Raw genomic sequence first — 17,480 nt, forward strand, 5'->3', positions numbered from 1 at the left:
TTGAAACGCAGAACACTAAAAGATAAAGAACTAACACCACCCCTCGGGGTGAACGGTCCGCACGTTCTACTGCGGAGTCATCCGCTGCACGATGTCCGGGTGCTCCTTGAGCCACGCGGCGACGGCGTCCTCCTCGTGCCCCTGCCCGCGCTGCTTGATCTCGCTCTCCAGGCTGCCGAGTTCGGCCTCGCTCATCCTGAAGTTCTTGATCCACTCGGTGAGCTTCGGGTACCGGCCCGGGAACTTCTCGCTGGAGATCGTCCGGATCGTATTGCCCTCGCCGAAGAGCTTCCTGTCGTCGGTGAGCTTGGTGAGCTCGTACTCGCTGTACGCCCAGTGCGGCGACCACAGGACGACCGCGACCGGCTCCTTCTTCGCGTACGCGCGCTTCAGCTCGGCCAGCATCGCGGGCGTCGAACCGTCGACGACCTTGTACTCCTTGTCGAGGCCGTAGCCCGGAAGCACCTTCTTCTTGAGGAGGTTCATCTCACCGGTGCCCGGCTCGATACCGATGATCTTCCCGTCGAAGGTCTTGGCCTTGCCCTTGAGGTCGGCGAGGGACTTGACGTCCTTCACGTACGAGGGGACGGCGATCTCCAGTGAGGTCGGCTCGTACCACGTACCCAGGTCCTTCAGGTCGTTCTTGTGCTGCTCCCAGTAGTTGGACTGGGCGTACGGCAGCCAGGCGTCGAAGTTGAGGTCGAGGTCACCGGAGGCGAGACCGGTGTAGACCGGACCGACGTCCATCTGCTTGAGGTTGAGCGTGTAGCCGCGCCGGGCCAGCACGTTCTTCCAGAGGTAGGTGACGGCGACGTCCTCGTCCCAGGGGAACCAGGCGACATCCAGGGGGCGCTTCGCCTCGGCCGGGGTGGCGGACGCGGAACCCTCGACCGGGGCCAGCTTGTCGACGACACCGGAGTTCTTCTTCAACCAGGCGCGCACCGCGTCCTGCTGCTTGCCCTTGCCGGCCTTGTTGATCTCCGCTTCGAGACCGGTCAGCTGCTTCTCGGTCATCCGGAAGTTCTTCAGCCACTCGCCGACGACCGGGTTGTCCTGGGCGAAGCCCTTGCGGGAGAGGGTGTGCACCCCGTCACCCTTGCCCCAGGCGCCCTTCGGGTCCTTGAGCTTCTTCAGTTTGTAGTCGCTGTAGGCCCAGTGCGGCGACCAGAGAGTGGCGACGATCGGCGCCTTCTTGGCGTACGCGCGCTTCAGCTCGGCCAGCATCGCGGGCGTCGAGCTGTCGACGACCTTGTACTCCTTGTCGAGCCCGTACTCCTTGAGCACCTTGCTCTTGAGCAGGCCCATCATTCCGGCGCTGGACTCGATGCCGGTGATCTTGCCGCCGAACGTGCCGGCCCGCCCCTTGAGGTCCTCCAGGGAGTCGATGCCCTTCATGTAGGCGGGCACGGACAGTTCCAGGGACGTCGGGCCGTACCAGGAGCCCAGGTCGTCGAGCTGCTTCCCGTACTTCTTCCAGTACTGCTCGTGCGTGGTCGGCAGCCAGGAGTCGGTCTCGAAGTCGATGTCGCCCTGGGCGAGCGAGGTGTACAGCGGACCCGCGTCGAACTGCTTGGTCTCCGCCTGGAAGCCGCGCTGCTCCAGGATCTCCTGCCAGAGGAAGGTGGAGGCGACGCCCTCGTCCCACGGGATGTAGCCGATGGTGACCTTCTTGCCCTGGCCGACGTTCTCGCCGTCGGCCGCGGTGGAGGTCGATCCGGCACCGCCGAAGACGCCCATGCCGCCCGCGACCAGGGCGAGGACGACGACGCCCACCATGGCCACGACGGGACGGGGGCGGTACGACCAGATCTTCAGGCCCTGCGCGGCGCGCGCCTTGGCGGCGGCGCGGCGGCCGAGCGGGGAGACCTGGGTGCCCAGCGCGCCGGTCATGCGGTCGAGGTAGATGGCGAGGATGACGATGGCGACGCCCGCTTCGGAGCCGAGGCCGACGTTCAGCTGGCCGATGGCCTCGTTGACGTCGCCGCCGAGACCGCCGGTGCCGACCATGCCCGCGATGGCGGCCATGGACAGGCCCAGCATGATGACCTGGTTGACGCCCGCCATGACGGTGGGCAGCGCCAGCGGCAGCTGGATGCGCAGCAGGATGTCGCGCGGCGTGGTGCCGAACGCGTCGGCGGCCTCGACGAGGTCCTTGTCGACCTGGCGGATGCCCAGTTCGGTCATACGGACGCCGGGGGCCAGCGCGAAGATCAGGGTGGCGACGATGCCGGCGGGGGCACCGGTGCCGAAGAACAGGATCGCCGGGATGAGGTAGATCATCGCGGGCAGCGTCTGCATGAAGTCGAGGACCGGCCGGACGATGCCGCTGACCCGGTCGGAGCGGGCCGCCCAGATGCCCACGGGCACCGAGACGACGAGCGCGATGAGGGTCGCGACGAGGACCAGAGACAGGGTCACCATCGCGTCCTCCCACAGTTCGAGGGAGTCGATGAAGGCGAACCCCGCGAAGGTGAGGACACCGGCGGAGGTGCCGCGCAGCCAGAAGGCGATGACGGCGAAGATGCCGGCGAGGAGCAGCGGGTGGGGCGCCTGGAGGACGGCGTCGATGCCGTCGTAGGTGCCCGAGAAGACGGTCTTGAGGAAGTCGAAGAGCCACGCCATGTGGTTCAGCAGCCAGTCGACCGCGTCGTTGACCCAGTCGCCGAAGGGGATCCTAGGCACCGGCCTTCACCTCCTCGGTCCGCGGGCTGGGACACCGCTCGGGCGTGCCCTGCTCGTCGCCGAGGAAGCCGACGAGCCGCTGCCGGGGCACGACCCCGACGAGGGTGTGCTCCTTGTCGACGACCGCGACCGGATGGGAGAGACGGGCGCTGATCGCGCAGAGATCCACGAAGGAGGTGTCCGGCGTGGCGGTCTCGCACGAGCAGTCGGCCTCGTCGCCGCGTATCCCGGTGTCCATGACGGCGCCCGCGGTCAGCACCCGCGAGCGGTCGACGTCCTGGGTGAAGGAGGCGACGTAGTCGTCGGCGGGCCGGACGAGGATGTCCTCGGCGGTGCCGATCTGGACGATGCGGCCGTCGCGCATGACGGCGATCCGGTCGCCGAGGCGCATCGCCTCGTTGAGGTCGTGCGTGATGAAGACGATGGTCTTCTTGAGCTTCTTCTGGAGCTCGATCAGCTGGTCCTGCATGTCCCTGCGGATCAGCGGGTCGAGCGCGCTGAACGACTCGTCCATGAGCAGCAGATCGGCGTCCGTGGCGAGGGCGCGGGCGAGCCCCACGCGCTGCTGCATACCGCCGGACAGTTCGTCGGGCCAGGACTTCTCCCAGCCGGCGAGTCCGGCCAGTTCGAGGGCCGTGGTCGCGCGTTCCCTGCGCTCGGCGGCCGGTACTCCCTGGACCTCCAGGCCGTAGGCGGCGTTCTCCAGCACGCTGCGGTGCGGGAACAGCGCGAAGTGCTGGAAGACCATGCTGATCTTCCGGGAGCGGACCTCGCGCAGTTCACGCCCGCTGAGCGCGGTGAGGTCCTGGCCGTCGAAGCGCACGTGCCCCGCGGTCGGCTCCAGCAGTCCGTTGAGCATGCGCAGCAACGTGGACTTGCCGGATCCGGACAGGCCCATGACGACGAAGATCTGCCCCGGCTCCACCGTGAAGGACGCGTCGATCACGGCGGCGGTGGTGCCGTCGGCGCGCAGTTCCTCACGGTCGGCCCCCTGACGGAGCCGCTCCACGGCCGCTTCCGATCGTCTTCCGAACACCTTGTACAGATGGTCGGCCTCAAGCCTGGATGACACGTGTGCCTCTCGTTCGAACGTGGGGAACGGGCTGAACGAACGCTTTCGATGTTCCCGACGGCTGGTGACGGTTGAATGCACAACCGAGTCCGTTCAGAGGCGGCGCCTGCCCCCGCTTACACGGAGCAAACACGGGAGTGGTCCAGGTCACTGTCAGTGGCGTACGGCATGATGCGGAACGTGACACAGCAGACTCGACGACTCATGCTTCTCGACACCGCCTCGCTGTACTTCCGCGCCTATTTCGGCATGCCGGAATCCGTGAGGGCCCCGGACGGCACACCGGTGAACGCCGTGCGCGGGCTGCTGGAATTCATCGACCGCCTGGTCAAGGACCATCGCCCCGACGATCTGGTGGCGTGCATGGACGCGGACTGGCGTCCGCGGTGGCGGGTCGACCTGATTCCGTCCTACAAGGCGCACCGGGTCGCGGTGGAGACCGAGGTCGGTCCGGACGAGGAGGAGGTGCCGGACACGCTCTCCCCGCAGGTTCCCGTGATCGAGGCCGTCCTGAACGCGCTGGGCATCGCGCGCGTGGGGGTCGAGGGGTACGAGGCGGACGACGTGATCGGCACGTTCACCGGACGCGCCACGGGCCCGGTCGACATCGTCACCGGCGACCGCGACCTGTATCAACTCGTCGACGACAAGCGGGGGGTGCGCGTGCTGTATCCCCTCAAGGGCGTCGGCACCCTCCAGCTCACCGACGAGGCCTGGCTGCGCGAGAAGTACGGCGTGGACGGTCCGGGGTACGCGGATCTGGCGCTGCTGCGCGGCGACCCGAGCGACGGACTGCCCGGCGTGCCCGGCATCGGGGAGAAGACGGCGGCCAAACTGCTCGCGGAGTTCGGTGACCTGGCCGGGATCATGGCCGCGGTCGACGACCCGAAGGCCAGGCTGACCCCGTCCCAGCGCAGGCGTCTCGACGAGTCGCGGCCGTACGTCGCCGTGGCGCCGACGGTCGTCAAGGTCGCCGGTGACGTGCCGCTGCCCGAGGTGGACACGGCGCTGCCGCACGCGCCGCGCGATCCGGGCGCGCTGGACGAACTGGCCGCGCGCTGGGGTCTGGGCGGTTCACTGCACCGCCTGCTCACCACACTGCAGGCATAGTTGAACGCTTCTGACATGACTGGTACCGGTTCCTACATAGGTGCCGCAGAGGAAGAGGTGCTAACTTAGGTAAGCCTAAGCATGTGAATCAGGAGGCAGCCATGGCAGAGCGCCCGGAACGCAAGCCCCGGAAACCCCACTCCGCGAAGGTGGTGCGGACCGAGCGGCTGACCCCCCACATGCAACGGGTCGTGCTGGGAGGCGACGCCCTGGCGGAGTTCGCCGCGGGTACCAGCACCGATCACTATGTGAAGCTGCTGTTCGGCGCCGAGGGCGTCACCTATCCCGAGCCCTTCGACCTGGAGCGCATTCGCGAGGAGTTCCCGCGCGAACAGTGGCCGGTGACACGGACGTACACCGTGCGCGCGTGGGACCCCGAAGTGCGCGAGCTGACACTGGACTTCGTGGTGCACGGCGACGAGGGACTCGCCGGGCCGTGGGCTCTGCGGGTGCAGCCGGGCGAGGTCGTCCGGTTCATGGGCCCCGGTGGCGCCTACGCGCCCGACACGAGTGCCGACTGGCATCTGCTCGCCGGTGACGAGAGCGCGCTGCCCGCGATCGCCGCCGCCCTGGAGTCGCTGCCCGACGGCGCCGTCGTCCGCGCCTTCGTCGAGGTCTCCGGACCCGAGGAGGAGCAGAAGATCGACTCCGACGCGGAGGTCGTCTGGCTGCACCGCGGTGACCGGCCCGTGGGCACGGCCCTGGTGGAGGCCATACGCGGACTGGAGTTCCCGGAGGGCCGGGTGCACGCGTTCGTGCACGGCGAGGCGGGCTTCGTGAAGGAGCTGCGCCAACTGCTGCGGGTCGAGCGGGAGATCGCCCGCGAGGCCCTGTCCATCTCCGGCTACTGGCGCCTCGGCCACAACGAGGACGGCTGGCAGGCGTCGAAGCGCGCGTGGAACGCCCAGGTGGAGGCGGAGCAGGAGGCGTCGGCCTGACGCCCGGTCACACCCCGTACGTCACCAGGAGGCGGACCCGCACATCGCGGGGCCGCCTCCTGACGTACGTACGGACGGCCGGGGGCCGGGTCGACCGCCGCCCATCGTCCCGTCGGCAACCGCCGGTGGGCGCGACCGGCCGCCGGCCCGCGGACTAGACCGACCGCTGGTACGACCGGAACGTGCGGATCGACAGCCAGACCGCCGCCACCGCGAGCGCGAGCAGCGCGCCGGACCGGCTGAGCACGTCACCCCAGTCGGGGTGCTCGGACATCGCCGAACGGCCCGCGACCATCGCCCAGTCGAGCGGGTTGAAGTCGGCGATGTGCCGCATCCAGCCGGGCATCTGGGACGGCGCCATGAAGGCGCTGGAGAGGAACGTCAGCGGCAGCAGCAGGAAGGTGTTGATGCCGATGATCGACTCCCGCTCCCGCACCAGCATGCCGAGCGCGTTGGACAGGGCGCCGAAGACCGTACCGAGCAGGACGGAGGCGAGGACCAGGATCGCCACGCCGCCGATGCCGCCGGGGTAGTCGGCGCCCCCGGCGAGCCCGAGCAGCACGATCACGACGGACTGCAGGGCGGTGATCAGGCCGTTGTTGACGACGTTGCCGTTCATCAGCGCGGCCCGGCTGACCGGCGTGGTCAGGAAGCGGTTGAGCGTGCCCCGCTGGATCTCCTCCAACGTGCCCATTCCGGCCCACATGTTGGAGCTGAGGGCGCTCATCACGACCACCCCCGGCACCAGGTAGTCCAGGTACGAGGTGGTGCCGAAGCCGCCCAGCTCGACGACCTTCCTGAAGAGAGCGCCGAACAGGAAGAGCCAGATCACCGGCTGGATCAGGGTGATGATCGCGTACGCGGGCTGGCGTGCCAGCACCATGAGTTGACGCTGCGTCATGTACCAGGTCTGCGAAACGGCCGTGCTCATCGGGCACCTCCGGCGAGGACGAAGGAGCGGGCGCCTTCCGCCTCGGCCTCCGCGTAACGGCGGCCCGCGTAGCGGAGGTAGACGTCGTCGAGCGAGGGACGGGCGACGGTCGCGGCGGCGACCCCGACCCCGGCCCGCTCCAGCGCCGCCAGGAGCGCGGGCACCGCGGCACCGCCGTCGTCGGCGCGGACACTGATCCGCCGCCCGTCGAGCAGCACCTGATGCACGCCCGACAGTCCGCCGAGGGCGCCCTCCAACAGCGTACGGCCGGCCTCCCCGACCGCCTCGCGCAGTTCCACGTGGACGGCGTCGCCGCGCAGTTCGCCCTTCAGCTCGTCCGGGGTGCCCTCGACGACGACACGGCCGCGGTCGACGATGGCGACGCGCTCGGCGAGCCGGTCGGCCTCTTCGAGGTAGTGCGTGGTCAGCAGGATGGTCAGGCCCTCGTCGCCGGCGAGCCGGGTGATCTCGTCCCACATCGCGGTGCGCGCCTCGGGGTCGAGTCCGGTGGTGGGCTCGTCGAGGAAGAGCACCTCGGGGCGGTGGACCAGGCCGAGCGCCACGTCCAGGCGCCGCCGCATACCGCCCGAGTAGCCCTTCACCGGGCGTCGCGCGGCGTCGGCGAGGGTGAACCGCTCCAGGAGTTCGTCGACCCGACGGTCCAGGCCCGCGCCCTTCAGGCCGTAGAGCCTGCCCTGGAGCCGGAGGTTCTCCCTCCCGGTCGCCGCCGGGTCGGTGCCCGAGCTCTGCGCGACCACGCCGATCGCGCGCCGGACGCGGTCCGGGTGGCGCAGTACGTCGTGGCCCGCGACGGTGGCGGTGCCCGAGTCGGGGCGGGCCAGGGTGGTGAGGATCTTGACGGTGGTGGACTTGCCGGCGCCGTTCGGGCCGAGGAGGCCGAGGACGGTGCCCTGCTCGACGGTGAGGTCCATACCGCTGAGCGCGGTGACGTCACCGGGATAGGTCTTGACGAGCTGACGCGCCTCTACCGCGGGCGCACGAGTACTGCTCATGACAGCTGCTCTCCCAAGTGAGCGGGTGCCCGGCGTGAAGCCGGGTGATCTCGGATTCCCGAGTGATCTCGGGTGACTGCCGATCCGATCCGCGTGAAGAGCGCCGGGCTATCCTGGGTGTGCCGCACCTCGATCGCCTGGAACTGCCGCACGGCGGATTCAGTTCGGGGTTCGAGACCCTGGCGGGACTGGTGCAACAGTCCCGCCGGGGTCTGTTCTCTCTTCGGGTCACTGCTCGAAGGGGCGTTCCTCCAAGTCCTGGAACTCGGGCGGGATCTCCCCCGTCTCGTGGAAGCTCCGCCACTCCTTGACGCCGGGCAGGGTGCCTTCCCTGAGCTCCTTGAGGAAGCCCCGGACCCACTCCGCCTGCGCCTCGACCATGTGCAGCTGGTACTCGCTCTCCACGAGGAAGATGCGGGGCAGCGTCTCGTACAGCTTCTCCAGGCCGCCGCGGGCGCTCGCGGCCTGCACTTCCAGGGAGTTGAGGCGCTCCGCGAGCAGCCGCGCGACCTCGTCGGGAGGCAGTACCCCCATCAGCGAGAGCGCGGTCTCGAAGATCGGGTACTCGCGGGCCGGGACGGCCATCAGGTCGGAGAGCCACTCGGTCATCTCCTCGCGCCCGGCCTCGGTGATGCCGTAGATCGTGCGCTCCGGACGGTTGCCCTGCCGCTCCACATCGGTGACTTCGACGAAGCCGTGCTTCTCCAGGTTCTGCACGACCGTGTACAGCGAGCCGTAATTGATCTTCGTGCTGGTGTCCTTGCCCTGACGGCGCAACGTCTGGGCGATCTCGTACGGATGCATCGGCCGCTGCCAGAGCGTCGTCATGACGGCGAGCGCCAGCGGGTTGCTCAGCTTGCGTCGCTTCATCGCCATCACGCCTCTCGACTCGTCTCCGAATATCCGTAGCCGAACATATCGCGTATCCAGAACACGCGTCAATACACACGATGTATCGCGTCGGAGCGCGGACGGCAAGCGCGTGAGGACTTCGGCCCGCCGCCGACACGGCCGCGTCACGCGGGTGAAACAGGGTCTCCCTAATTTCTGTCACCCGACAGGAATCCCGCTCACCCTTCCGCGCCGAAGGCAGGTGCCGCCGTGACCACCACCGCCCCCTCCGACGTACGCCCCGATCCGCCCGAGTCCCCCGACGACCGCTCCCTGACCGAGTTCGGCTACCGCCAGGAGCTGCACCGCAGCCTCGGCCGGTACGCCTCGTTCGCCGCCGGGTTCTCCTTCATCTCCGTCCTCACGACGGTCTTCCAGTTCTTCGCCTTCGGGTACGCCTTCGGCGGCCCGGTCTTCTTCTGGACCTGGCCGGCCGTGCTGATCGGCCAGCTCGCGGTCGCCGCGTGCTTCGCGGAACTGGCCGCGCGCTATCCGATCTCCGGCGCGATCTACCAGTGGTCCTCGCGTCTGTCGAACCTCTCCTTCGGCTGGTTCGCCGGCTGGATCATGGTGATCGGACAGATCGTGGTGGTCGCCGCGGCGGCACTCGCCCTGCAGATGGTCCTGCCCGCGATCTGGTCGGGCTTCCAGCTGATCGGCGACGATCCGGCCCCGACCAGCCCCGACGGCGCGGCCAACGCGGCCGTCCTGGGCGTGGTCCTGCTCGTCCTGACCACGCTGGTGAACATCCTCGACAACCGCGTGATGTCCGCGGTCAACCGGATCGGCGTCACCGCGGAGATCATCGGCGCGGTCCTGATCATCGTGCTGCTGTTCACCCACTCCGAGCGCTCCCCCGGCATCACCTTCCACACCGGCGAGGGCGGCACGGGTCTGCTCGGTGCCCTGATGGTGGGCTCGTTCATGGCCGCGTACGTGATGATCGGCTTCGACAGCGCCGGCGAGATGAGCGAGGAGACCCACAACCCGCGGCGCACCGCGCCCCGGACGATCCTCACCGCGCTCGGCGCGGCGGGTCTGCTCGGCGGGCTCATCGTGCTCGGCGGACTGCTCGCCGCCCCGAGTCTCACGAACGGCCGCCTGGGTGTCGACGGCCTGAGCTACGTCCTGACCAGCAGCCTCGGCGACGGGGTCGGCCGGGCGCTGCTCGCCGATGTGGTGGTGGCCGTCGCGGTGGCCACCCTGGCGATCCAGACCGCCGCGTGCCGCATGCTCTTCTCGATGGCCCGCGACAACCAGCTCCCCTTCTCCGGCCGTCTCGCCAAGGTCGACCCGCGCACCGGCATGCCGAGCGCCCCCGCCCTGGTCGTCGGCGTCCTCGCGGCCGCCCTGTTGCTCCTCAACTTCGCCTCCCCGGACGCGTTCCTGGCGATCGGCACCACCTGCATCGTGATGCTGTACCTCGCGTACGCGATGGTCACCGGACCGCTGCTGGTCCGGCGGCTGCGCGGGCAGTTCACCGCGGACGGCACCGACGAGACGGGCGCGCCGCTCTTCTCCCTCGGCCGCTGGGGCATCCCCGTCAACGCGCTCGCCCTCGTCTACGGCCTCTTCATGACGGTCAACCTGGCCTGGCCGCGCGCCGCGGTGTACGACCCGGCGGGCGGGCACTGGTACTTCCAGTGGTTCACCGTGCTGTTCCTCGCCGTGACGCTCGTCGCCGGCGTGGGGTACCGGGCCTACAGGGCGCGGGCGACGGCGCCGGAGTCTCCCGAGGTGGTCCCGGCCTCGTACGCTTGACCAGGTGAGACGCAAGCCCCGGATCCCGCCCTCTCCCCTCCCGCAGCGCCACGGGGTCGACCCCGTGCGGCTCAGACTGCCGCGGGAGGGGAGCTGGTCCACCGTGCGGGAGCATCTGGTGGAGCGGCTCGCGGCGGGCGACGGGGTCATCGACGCGATGATCGACGAGGGACTGATCGTCGGGGAGGGCGGCCGGCCGCTGACCGCCGAAGCCGCCTACGCGCCGGGGATGTTCCTCTGGTTCCACCGGGAGCTGCCGGACGAGGAGCCGGTGCCGTTCCCGCTGGACGTGGTGTACCGGGACGAGCACATCGTCGTCGCCGACAAGCCGCACTTCCTCGCCACCACACCGCGTGGCAGCCATGTCGCCGAGACGGCCCTCGCCCGGCTGCGCCGGGAGCTGGGCCTCCCGGAGCTGGGCGCCGCGCACCGCCTCGACCGGCTCACCGCCGGGCTCGTGCTGTTCACCGTACGGCCCGGGGAACGCGGCGCCTACCAGTCGCTGTTCCGCGACCGGCTGGTCGGCAAGGAGTACGAGGCCGTGGCCCCGTACGACCCCGGTCTCGGGCTGCCGCGCACGGTCCGCAGCCGCATCCTCAAGGAACGCGGGGTGATGGCCGCGCGGGAGGTGGCGGGCGAGACGAACGCGGTCAGCCGGATCGAACTGGTCGAGCACCGGGGCGGACTGGGGCGCTACCGGCTGACTCCCCGTACCGGGCAGACCCATCAACTCCGGGTGCACATGAGCGCGTTGGGGGTCCCCATCCTCGGCGATCCGCTGTACCCGGTGGTGACCGGTCCGGTGCCGGCCGGCGACTTCCGGCGTCCGCTGCAACTGCTGGCGCGGGCACTGGAGTTCACCGATCCGGTCACCGGGCTGGCCCACCGGTTCGCCAGTGGACGGATGCTGGAGGCCTGGACCTCGTACGGCACGTGGTCGGCCGGGCCCGCCGGGGATCAGTAGCCGCGCCACCACCGCAGGAGGCGCTGCCAGGCTCCGAGCCGGTGGGCGGGCTCGGCGGCCGGAGCGGCCGGCGGGGCCGGCGGGGCCACCGGCTGGGGAGCGGGCGCGGCCGGCGCCGGACCGTCCGTCGTGACCTGCCAGTGGGACCGCTGCGCGGGCAGCGCGCGGACGGAGGGCCGCTGCGTGACCTCCTGCGTCGGCCTGGGCTCGAACCGCACGGGCAGATCGACGAGGTGGCGCGACGACATGGATCCCCGCCAGCGCAGGTCGTTCTCGTCGCAGTCGAGTTCGACGTCCGGCAGCCGCAGCAGCAGGGCGTCGACGCCGACATCGGCGATGGCACGGCCGATGTCCTGGCCCGGGCACTCGTGGGGACCGCCGCCGAAGGCGAGGTGGGAGCGGTTGCCCTGCATACCGGCGTCCAGGTCGGGACGGATCCGGGGGTCGACGTTGCCCGGCGCGATCCCGAACAGCAGGCCGTCGCCCTTGCGGATGCGCTGGCCACCCAGCTCCGTGTCCTGCTTGGCGAAGTAGCCGAGGACGGCGCTGAACGGCGGCTCGTCCCACAGGGACTGCTCGACCGCCTCGGGCACGGTCAGCTGCCCGCCGTTCAGCTGGGCACGAAAGCGCGGATCGGTGAGCACCATGCGCAGCACGTTGGCGATGAGGTTGGCGGTGGCCTCGTACGCGGCGAGCAGCACCAGCCGCAGGTGCTGGGCGACCTCGTCGTCGGTGAGCCGGGCCGGGTGGTTGATGAGATGGCTGGTGAAGTCCTCCTCGGGCGCCGCGCGGCGCCGAAGGGTGTGCTGCGTCAGCACGCTCATGACGTACTCGTTGCTGGCGATCGCGGTCTCGGTGCCCTTGAGCAGGTCACGGGTGGCCTGCACCATGCGGTCGTTGTAGTCCTCGGGCATGCCGATGATCTCGCAGAGCACGGACATCGGCAGATGCTCGGCGAACTGCCCGACCAGGTCGGCCTCGCCGAGTTCGCAGAACTCGTTGACCAGGCGCTGCGTCGCGCGGTTGATGTAGCGCCGCAGGCTGCGGAAGTCGATGGTCGTCATGGCGCCGGTGACCGCTCCGCGCAGCCGCAGATGCTCGTCGCCCTCGGCGTGGGCGCAGATGGGCTGCCAGGCGATGTGCGGGGCGAGCGGGTGGTCGGCGCCCGCCGTGCCGTCCTGGACGGCGGTCCACAGCCGGCTGTCGCGCGCGTAGTGCGCGGGCGTGCTGACCATGTGCAGGTTCTCGGCGTGGCCGAGGACGACCCAGATCGGCAGGTCGTTGTGGAGTAACACGGGTGCGACGGCGCCGTGTTCGGCGCGGAGCTTCTCGTACAGCGCACCCAGGTCCTCCGCCTCGGGCCCGTACAGACGGCGCAGCCCGCCGGGTCCGAAGCCGGTGCCGGCGCCGGCACCGTGGGCGGGGCAGCCGGGGGGCGGGCCGAACGGGGGTTCTTCCGTGCCGGTCGAAGAGTGGGATTCAGTCGTCACAATGATCGCTCCGAAGCTGAAATACGTTCTGTGGATGGGGAGTTGACGCGGGGTGCCGTTCACGGTACGGCGTTCAGACGCGCGCCGAAGTCATCGCCAGCGAATGCAGGAACCGCATCAGCGTCATCAAGGTGTCCCGGCTCGAGGCCCTGCGGCGCGCGTCGCATTTGACGATCGGGATCTCCTCGGCCAGGTCGAGTGCGGCCCGCAGGTCCTCGACCGGGTACCGGGGCGCGTCGGGGAAGTCGTTTATCGCGATGACGAACGGAACACCGCGCTCCTCCAGGCGGCCGATCACGTCGAAGCTGACTTCCAGACGGCGGGTGTCGATCAGGACGACCGCGCCGAGCGCGCCCTCGAACAGGCCGTTCCACAGGAACCAGAAGCGTTCCTGGCCCGGTGTGCCGAACAGGTAGAGCACCAGCTGGTCCGTGATGGAGATCCGGCCGAAGTCCATGGCCACGGTGGTGGCCGTCTTGGTCTCGGAACCATAGTTGTCGTCGACTCCGATGCCGGCCTGCGTCATGGTCTCCTCGGTCGTCAGCGGCTTGATCTCGCTGACGGAGCCCACCATGGTCGTCTTGCCGACTCCGAAGCCGCCCACGATCACGATCTTCACCGCCGCCTGTGCGGTGTGCGGCAGGTGGTCCTCGGCACGAGGGCCCGTGATGGTGTCAGAGCTTTTGAAGTCCATGCATCACCGCTTCGAGGAGGGAACGGTCGGGGAGCGCCTGACGGACGATCGGGGCGCGCGCCTTCACCAGTTCGGCCGTCAGAAGCTCGGTGAGCAGGACGGTCACCACGCTGAACGGCAGATTGAGATAGGCCGAGATCTCGGCCACGGACAAAGGGGCCTTGCACAGCCGCAGCAGGGCCGACTGCTCCGGCTGGGCGGCGGGCGGCGGCTCGGCGGCGCGTGCGACGACCAGCGTGACCAGGTCGAGTTCGGCCCGGTCGCCGCCCTCACCGCCGCCCGTGAGCACGTACAGCCGCTCGGGGTTCTTCGGCTTGTCCTCCCCCTCGGAACCTTCCGGGCCCGAGGGGGAGGAACCCGCTGCGGGGGGTTCAGGAGGCAGCTCCTTGGGTTGGCGCCGCCGGCGTTGCGGAGGAGTCATACGGTCTGCCCGTTGCGCCTCGGCGGACTCGTCAGATGGGCGCCGATCCGTACGACGAGGTCGCGCATGCGGTTGCTCATCAGCCCCGGTTCCGCGGTCTGGTTGGCGAGCACCGCGAGGTAGGCGTTGGCTCCGGCCGACATCAGATAGAAGTAGCCGCCGTTGATCTCGATGATGACCATCCGCATCCGGCCGTCGCTCTTGGGGATCTCGCCCGCGACGGCTCCGGCCAGGCTCTGCAGGCCCGCGCAGGCCGCGGCGACCCGGTCGGCCGCGTCCGGGTCGCCGCCGTAGCGGGCGATGCGCAGTCCGTCGGCGGAGAGCACCACGATCTGCTGGATGCCCGGCACTCCGTCGGCGAGATCCTTGAGCATCCAGTCGAAGTTGGCTCGTTGCTGGATCACTTGAGGTCCCCCTCGTCGTCGCCCTCGGCAGGGGCCGGCTGGTTGTCCGTACGGAACGCGGTCGGGTCCGGGTCGCCCTTGAGTCCGTTCATGAACGCCTCGACCCACAGGCCGGGTTCGGGTTCCTTCTCCTCGGGCGCGGGTTCGGGCGTCCACACGGACGGAACGCCGGTGGCCTCGGCGGCCTCCTGCTCGGCGCGCGCCTCGGCGTACCGCTGGCTGAGCGGGACCTTGACGCGGCTGCGGCGCTGCGGCAGGCCGCCCGGCGTCCACTCCGTGACCACCGGGACGTCGTCCTCGCGGGGGTCGCCGCTCGACGAGGGGATACGCGGGCCTGTGGTCGGCCGGCGCTTCTTGGGCTTGCGCGCCGGCCCCTCGACCCCGCCGTTGTCGATACCGGCCACGGAGTTGACTCCGATGCCGTGCGCGAGACCGGGGGCGAAGTCATGGGTGAGCATGGCGCGCGGTGCGACGAGGACGGCGCGGACACCGCCGTACGCGGACTGCCGCAGCGAGATCTGCATGCTGTACATCTGCGCGAGTCGTCCGACGACGGCCATGCCGAGCCGGGGCGCCTGGCCCATGACGTTCGGGTCGACGCCCGCCGCGGCCAGCCGGAGCAGCTCCTCGATCTTGCCGCGGGCCTCGTCGCTGAGGCTGACGCCGCCGTCCTCGATCTCGATGGCGATGCCGGTCTGCACCTCGATCGCGGTGACATGCACCTTGGTGTGGGGCGGTGAGTACCGGGTGGCGTTGTCGAGGAGCTCGGCCAGGGCGTGGATGAGCGGTTCGACGGAGACACCGTTGACGGCGATGTCGACGATGTTGTGCAGCTCGATGCGCCGGTACTCCAGGATGCGGGACATCGCGCCGCGCAGCACGCTGAACAGCGGTACGGCTTCGGGCCATTGGCGGCCGGGGCGGCCACCGCCGAGCACGGCGATGGAGTCGGCGAGCCGGCCGATCAGCGCGGTGCCGTGGTCGATGCGCAGCAGGTCGTCGAAGACCTCCGGGTTGCGCCCGTGGTCCTCCTCCATCTCACGGAGTTCGTTGTTCTGCTGGTGGACGATGGCCTGGACGCGCCGGGCGATGTTGACGAAGGAGCGCTGCGCGGCGTCGCGCATCGACTCCTCGACGTCGACGATCTTGAGCAGCTTCTTGAGCAAGTCCTGCTGGGACTTGGGGATTTCGCGGTACTCCGGTGTGCCGCGGCCCAGGGTGCGGACCACCTCCGAGGGTGAATCTCCGTCGTGCAGTCGGTCGAGCGCGTACGGAAGGATCTCCCGGGTGAAGCGCACGATCTCCTGATCGTGCGCGGCGATGCGCTGTTCCAGGGAGGCGGTGCGGCTCGCGAAGTCGGCCCGCAGCTCACGGGCGACCCGGCCGCGGCGGACGGCTTCGCCGCCGATCGCGATGACCAGCAGGGTGGCGAAGCCACCGCACAGGGCGACCGCGGCCCGGGCCGGCTCCGTCACCGCGGCGACGGCGGCGCCGGTCGCCGCGGCCATCAGTATGGCCGGCAGCAACAGCACGCGCGCGTAGGGAAGTTCACGGCCACCGGGAGGCGATTGAACACTCACCATGTATGCCCTCTGAGACAAGTCGGCTGGGGTGGGGGAGGTTTGTGGGGGAAACGGCATGGATCGGCACGGATCAAACGTGATCTTCGGAACTTTTGGGAACAAGCGCACGAATACATCCCAACTCGGTGCGCTGCGGGCGAGCTTAGTCCGACCGGATCATCGCTGTGTCATATTCAGCAAGCACCTGAAATCGCCCAGGCGACTGGAGTACCCTCGGCCCCATTTGCACGCTGCGCCTCCATGCGCACACGGTGCGTGATGGCATCCGGGCATGCGAGATCCACGCCTCTCCGGGGTGCGGCGGCGGTGAAGTCCCTCAGATTCCGGCGATGCGCAGCGCCGCGTCCGCCGTGGCCTCGGCGAAGGCCGACACCGGGCGCTGCGGATCGGAGCGGTGCACGAGGATGACTCCCTCGATCAGCCCGAACAGCAGATCCGTCCGCAGATCCAGCTCACTCTTGGCGAGTGCGCCGCCGGCCGCCGTTGCGGCCAGCAACTGGCGGTAGGTGTCCTTGAGTTCGGCCCGTACGGCATGGAAGCCGGCGAAGCGTTCGGCGCGCACCTCGGGCAGCAGATAGAGGCCGCCCAGGTTGTGCGGGCCCCCGCAGAGCACTTCCACGTCGGCGCGGCACAGCTCCCACAGCCGGCCCTCCGCCGGCGCCGCGTCGTCCGCGAGGAGCTCGCGGGCGAAAGCGAGCGAGGGGGTGACCGTGGACTCCAGGAGCTCGGCGAGCAGCTCCTCCTTGCCGGACACGTAGTGGTACATGGACGCCTGGCGCATACCCGCCCGCTCGGCGACCGCGCGGGTGGTGGTGGCCGCGTATCCCCGCGTCGTGAACAACTCGGCGGCGGCGTCGAGCAGTTCGGCCCGCGGCGTCAGCCCGCTGTCCGGGCGCTGCGCGGCCCGCGGCCTGCCGACCCGTCGCCCGCCACCTGTTCCCATGCGTTCGATCCTCGCACACGCACGGCGCGCCGCCGGAGCGCCGCGGCCCGCGCGGCGGCCCCCGGGCCGCGGCACGGGGACGCGGACCCCCGCCGCCCCTCGCGGCGCGCCTTCCGTGAGGGACAGGTAACCGGGCGGCAACACACGGGACACGGCCGTGACCCACCCCGCCCCTAATTTCTGTCGGGCGACAGAAATGACCCAGGAGCCGGAGGACCCGCGATGGCGACAGCGACCACACACGGAGCACGCGACCACGCCCGCGCCCAGGAGGGAACCCGCGCCGAGGCCATGCCCATGGTCCCCGCGGGCGACTGGCCGGCGCCGCCCTGCGAGGCGGGCCATCTGGTGTGGGCGGAGACCGTGGCGGGCGGCAACTACACGCACAAGGTGCTGGCCCGGGGCACCGAACTGCGCCTGACCGACGTCACGGGCGACGCCTGCGCGCACCTCCTGCTGTACGTCGCGGACCACCCGTGGGAGCGCCTGAACGTCGCCGACACCGTCAAGGTCCAGTGGAACGCCTACCTGGGCCAGGGGCAGTTGCTCCTCTCCGACCAGGGCCGGGTGCTCGCCTCGGTGG

General features: G+C 69.9%; 16 protein-coding genes. 5 read left to right on the forward strand and 11 right to left on the reverse strand.

Going from position 1 to position 17,480, the window contains the following annotated elements:
* Nucleotides 1-66: 66 nt before the first annotated feature.
* Nucleotides 67-2,682 carry an ABC transporter permease/substrate binding protein gene (locus tag ACFWBT_RS33000; RefSeq protein ID WP_385706650.1) on the reverse strand — a complete coding sequence of 872 codons (2,616 nt, stop codon included), beginning with the start codon at nucleotides 2,680-2,682 and terminating at the stop codon, nucleotides 67-69.
* Entirely contained in the window at nucleotides 2,675-3,754 is a 1,080-nt protein-coding gene (locus ACFWBT_RS33005; RefSeq protein WP_385706651.1) for a glycine betaine/L-proline ABC transporter ATP-binding protein, read from the reverse strand. Before ACFWBT_RS33005 ends, ACFWBT_RS33000 begins: the two co-directional genes overlap by 8 nt.
* 171 nt (nucleotides 3,755-3,925) lie before the next feature.
* Here ACFWBT_RS33005 and ACFWBT_RS33010 point away from each other — a divergent pair, with 171 nt between their 5' ends.
* Together ACFWBT_RS33010 and ACFWBT_RS33015 are read left to right on the forward strand one after the other, a co-directional pair.
* Nucleotides 3,926-4,864, forward strand: a complete 939-nt coding sequence (locus ACFWBT_RS33010) for a 5'-3' exonuclease H3TH domain-containing protein (protein ID WP_385706664.1) — start codon at nucleotides 3,926-3,928, stop codon at nucleotides 4,862-4,864.
* Between the two features lie 101 nt (nucleotides 4,865-4,965).
* Nucleotides 4,966-5,802: a siderophore-interacting protein gene (locus ACFWBT_RS33015; RefSeq protein WP_385706652.1), complete on the forward strand. Its 837-nt coding sequence runs from the start codon at nucleotides 4,966-4,968 to the stop codon at nucleotides 5,800-5,802.
* Nucleotides 5,803-5,956: 154 nt separating this feature from the next.
* Here ACFWBT_RS33015 and ACFWBT_RS33020 read toward each other — a convergent pair whose 3' ends face one another.
* The 3 genes from ACFWBT_RS33020 to ACFWBT_RS33030 all read right to left on the reverse strand — a co-directional run bounded on the left by ACFWBT_RS33020 (nucleotide 5,957) and on the right by ACFWBT_RS33030 (nucleotide 8,622).
* Entirely contained in the window at nucleotides 5,957-6,733 is a 777-nt protein-coding gene (locus tag ACFWBT_RS33020) for an ABC transporter permease (RefSeq protein WP_385706653.1), read from the reverse strand.
* Nucleotides 6,730-7,746, reverse strand: coding sequence for an ATP-binding cassette domain-containing protein (locus tag ACFWBT_RS33025; protein ID WP_385706654.1), 1,017 nt, complete (start codon nucleotides 7,744-7,746; stop codon nucleotides 6,730-6,732). The genes ACFWBT_RS33020 and ACFWBT_RS33025 overlap by 4 nt, the downstream gene beginning before the upstream one ends.
* 228 nt (nucleotides 7,747-7,974) lie before the next feature.
* Complete coding sequence (locus tag ACFWBT_RS33030) at nucleotides 7,975-8,622, reverse strand: PadR family transcriptional regulator (RefSeq protein WP_385706655.1); 648 nt, start codon at nucleotides 8,620-8,622, stop codon at nucleotides 7,975-7,977.
* 225 nt (nucleotides 8,623-8,847) lie between these two features.
* On the opposite strand from ACFWBT_RS33030, the gene ACFWBT_RS33035 reads away from it, so the two are divergent.
* Entirely contained in the window at nucleotides 8,848-10,398 is a 1,551-nt protein-coding gene (locus ACFWBT_RS33035; protein WP_385706656.1) for an amino acid permease, read from the forward strand.
* Between the two features lie 4 nt (nucleotides 10,399-10,402).
* Nucleotides 10,403-11,362 carry an RluA family pseudouridine synthase gene (locus tag ACFWBT_RS33040; protein ID WP_385706657.1) on the forward strand — a complete coding sequence of 320 codons (960 nt, stop codon included), beginning with the start codon at nucleotides 10,403-10,405 and terminating at the stop codon, nucleotides 11,360-11,362.
* Here ACFWBT_RS33040 and ACFWBT_RS33045 read toward each other — a convergent pair.
* From ACFWBT_RS33045 to ACFWBT_RS33070, 6 genes are all read right to left on the reverse strand, one after another.
* On the reverse strand, nucleotides 11,356-12,852 hold the full coding sequence (locus tag ACFWBT_RS33045) for a cytochrome P450 (RefSeq protein WP_385706658.1): 1,497 nt from the start codon (nucleotides 12,850-12,852) through the stop codon (nucleotides 11,356-11,358). The genes ACFWBT_RS33040 and ACFWBT_RS33045 overlap by 7 nt on opposite strands.
* Nucleotides 12,853-12,925: 73 nt before the next feature.
* Nucleotides 12,926-13,546, reverse strand: a complete 621-nt coding sequence (locus tag ACFWBT_RS33050; RefSeq protein WP_385706659.1) for an ATP/GTP-binding protein — start codon at nucleotides 13,544-13,546, stop codon at nucleotides 12,926-12,928.
* Entirely contained in the window at nucleotides 13,527-13,967 is a 441-nt protein-coding gene (locus ACFWBT_RS33055; protein WP_385706660.1) for a DUF742 domain-containing protein, read from the reverse strand. Before ACFWBT_RS33055 ends, ACFWBT_RS33050 begins: the two co-directional genes overlap by 20 nt.
* Nucleotides 13,964-14,371 (reverse strand): roadblock/LC7 domain-containing protein, encoded by a 408-nt coding sequence (locus ACFWBT_RS33060; RefSeq protein ID WP_266756789.1) that lies wholly within the window; start codon nucleotides 14,369-14,371, stop codon nucleotides 13,964-13,966. The genes ACFWBT_RS33055 and ACFWBT_RS33060 overlap by 4 nt, the downstream gene beginning before the upstream one ends.
* Nucleotides 14,368-15,954, reverse strand: coding sequence for a sensor histidine kinase (locus ACFWBT_RS33065; RefSeq protein WP_385706661.1), 1,587 nt, complete (start codon nucleotides 15,952-15,954; stop codon nucleotides 14,368-14,370). Before ACFWBT_RS33065 ends, ACFWBT_RS33060 begins: the two co-directional genes overlap by 4 nt.
* Nucleotides 15,955-16,270: 316 nt before the next feature.
* Nucleotides 16,271-16,897 (reverse strand): TetR/AcrR family transcriptional regulator, encoded by a 627-nt coding sequence (locus ACFWBT_RS33070; protein WP_385706662.1) that lies wholly within the window; start codon nucleotides 16,895-16,897, stop codon nucleotides 16,271-16,273.
* Nucleotides 16,898-17,119: 222 nt separating this feature from the next.
* Here ACFWBT_RS33070 and ACFWBT_RS33075 point away from each other — a divergent pair.
* Nucleotides 17,120-17,480 (forward strand): DUF1989 domain-containing protein (locus ACFWBT_RS33075; RefSeq protein WP_385706663.1); only part of this gene is annotated, 361 nt, incomplete at its 3' end.

Origin of the sequence: Streptomyces sp. NPDC060027 (genome assembly GCF_042737005.1) — a bacterium.
Classification (GTDB): Bacteria; Actinomycetota; Actinomycetes; order Streptomycetales; family Streptomycetaceae; genus Streptomyces.

Coding starts and splice junctions, on each gene's coding strand:
- ACFWBT_RS33025 (WP_385706654.1), bottom strand. CDS start 7,746: ATGAGCAGTACTCGTGCGCCCGCGGTAGAGGCGCGTCAGCTCGTCAAG.
- ACFWBT_RS33055 (WP_385706660.1), bottom strand. CDS start 13,967: ATGACTCCTCCGCAACGCCGGCGGCGCCAACCCAAGGAGCTGCCTCCT.
- ACFWBT_RS33015 (WP_385706652.1), top strand. CDS start 4,966: ATGGCAGAGCGCCCGGAACGCAAGCCCCGGAAACCCCACTCCGCGAAG.
- ACFWBT_RS33050 (WP_385706659.1), bottom strand. CDS start 13,546: ATGGACTTCAAAAGCTCTGACACCATCACGGGCCCTCGTGCCGAGGAC.
- ACFWBT_RS33065 (WP_385706661.1), bottom strand. CDS start 15,954: ATGGTGAGTGTTCAATCGCCTCCCGGTGGCCGTGAACTTCCCTACGCG.
- ACFWBT_RS33010 (WP_385706664.1), top strand. CDS start 3,926: ATGCGGAACGTGACACAGCAGACTCGACGACTCATGCTTCTCGACACC.
- ACFWBT_RS33030 (WP_385706655.1), bottom strand. CDS start 8,622: ATGGCGATGAAGCGACGCAAGCTGAGCAACCCGCTGGCGCTCGCCGTC.
- ACFWBT_RS33070 (WP_385706662.1), bottom strand. CDS start 16,897: ATGGGAACAGGTGGCGGGCGACGGGTCGGCAGGCCGCGGGCCGCGCAG.
- ACFWBT_RS33020 (WP_385706653.1), bottom strand. CDS start 6,733: ATGAGCACGGCCGTTTCGCAGACCTGGTACATGACGCAGCGTCAACTC.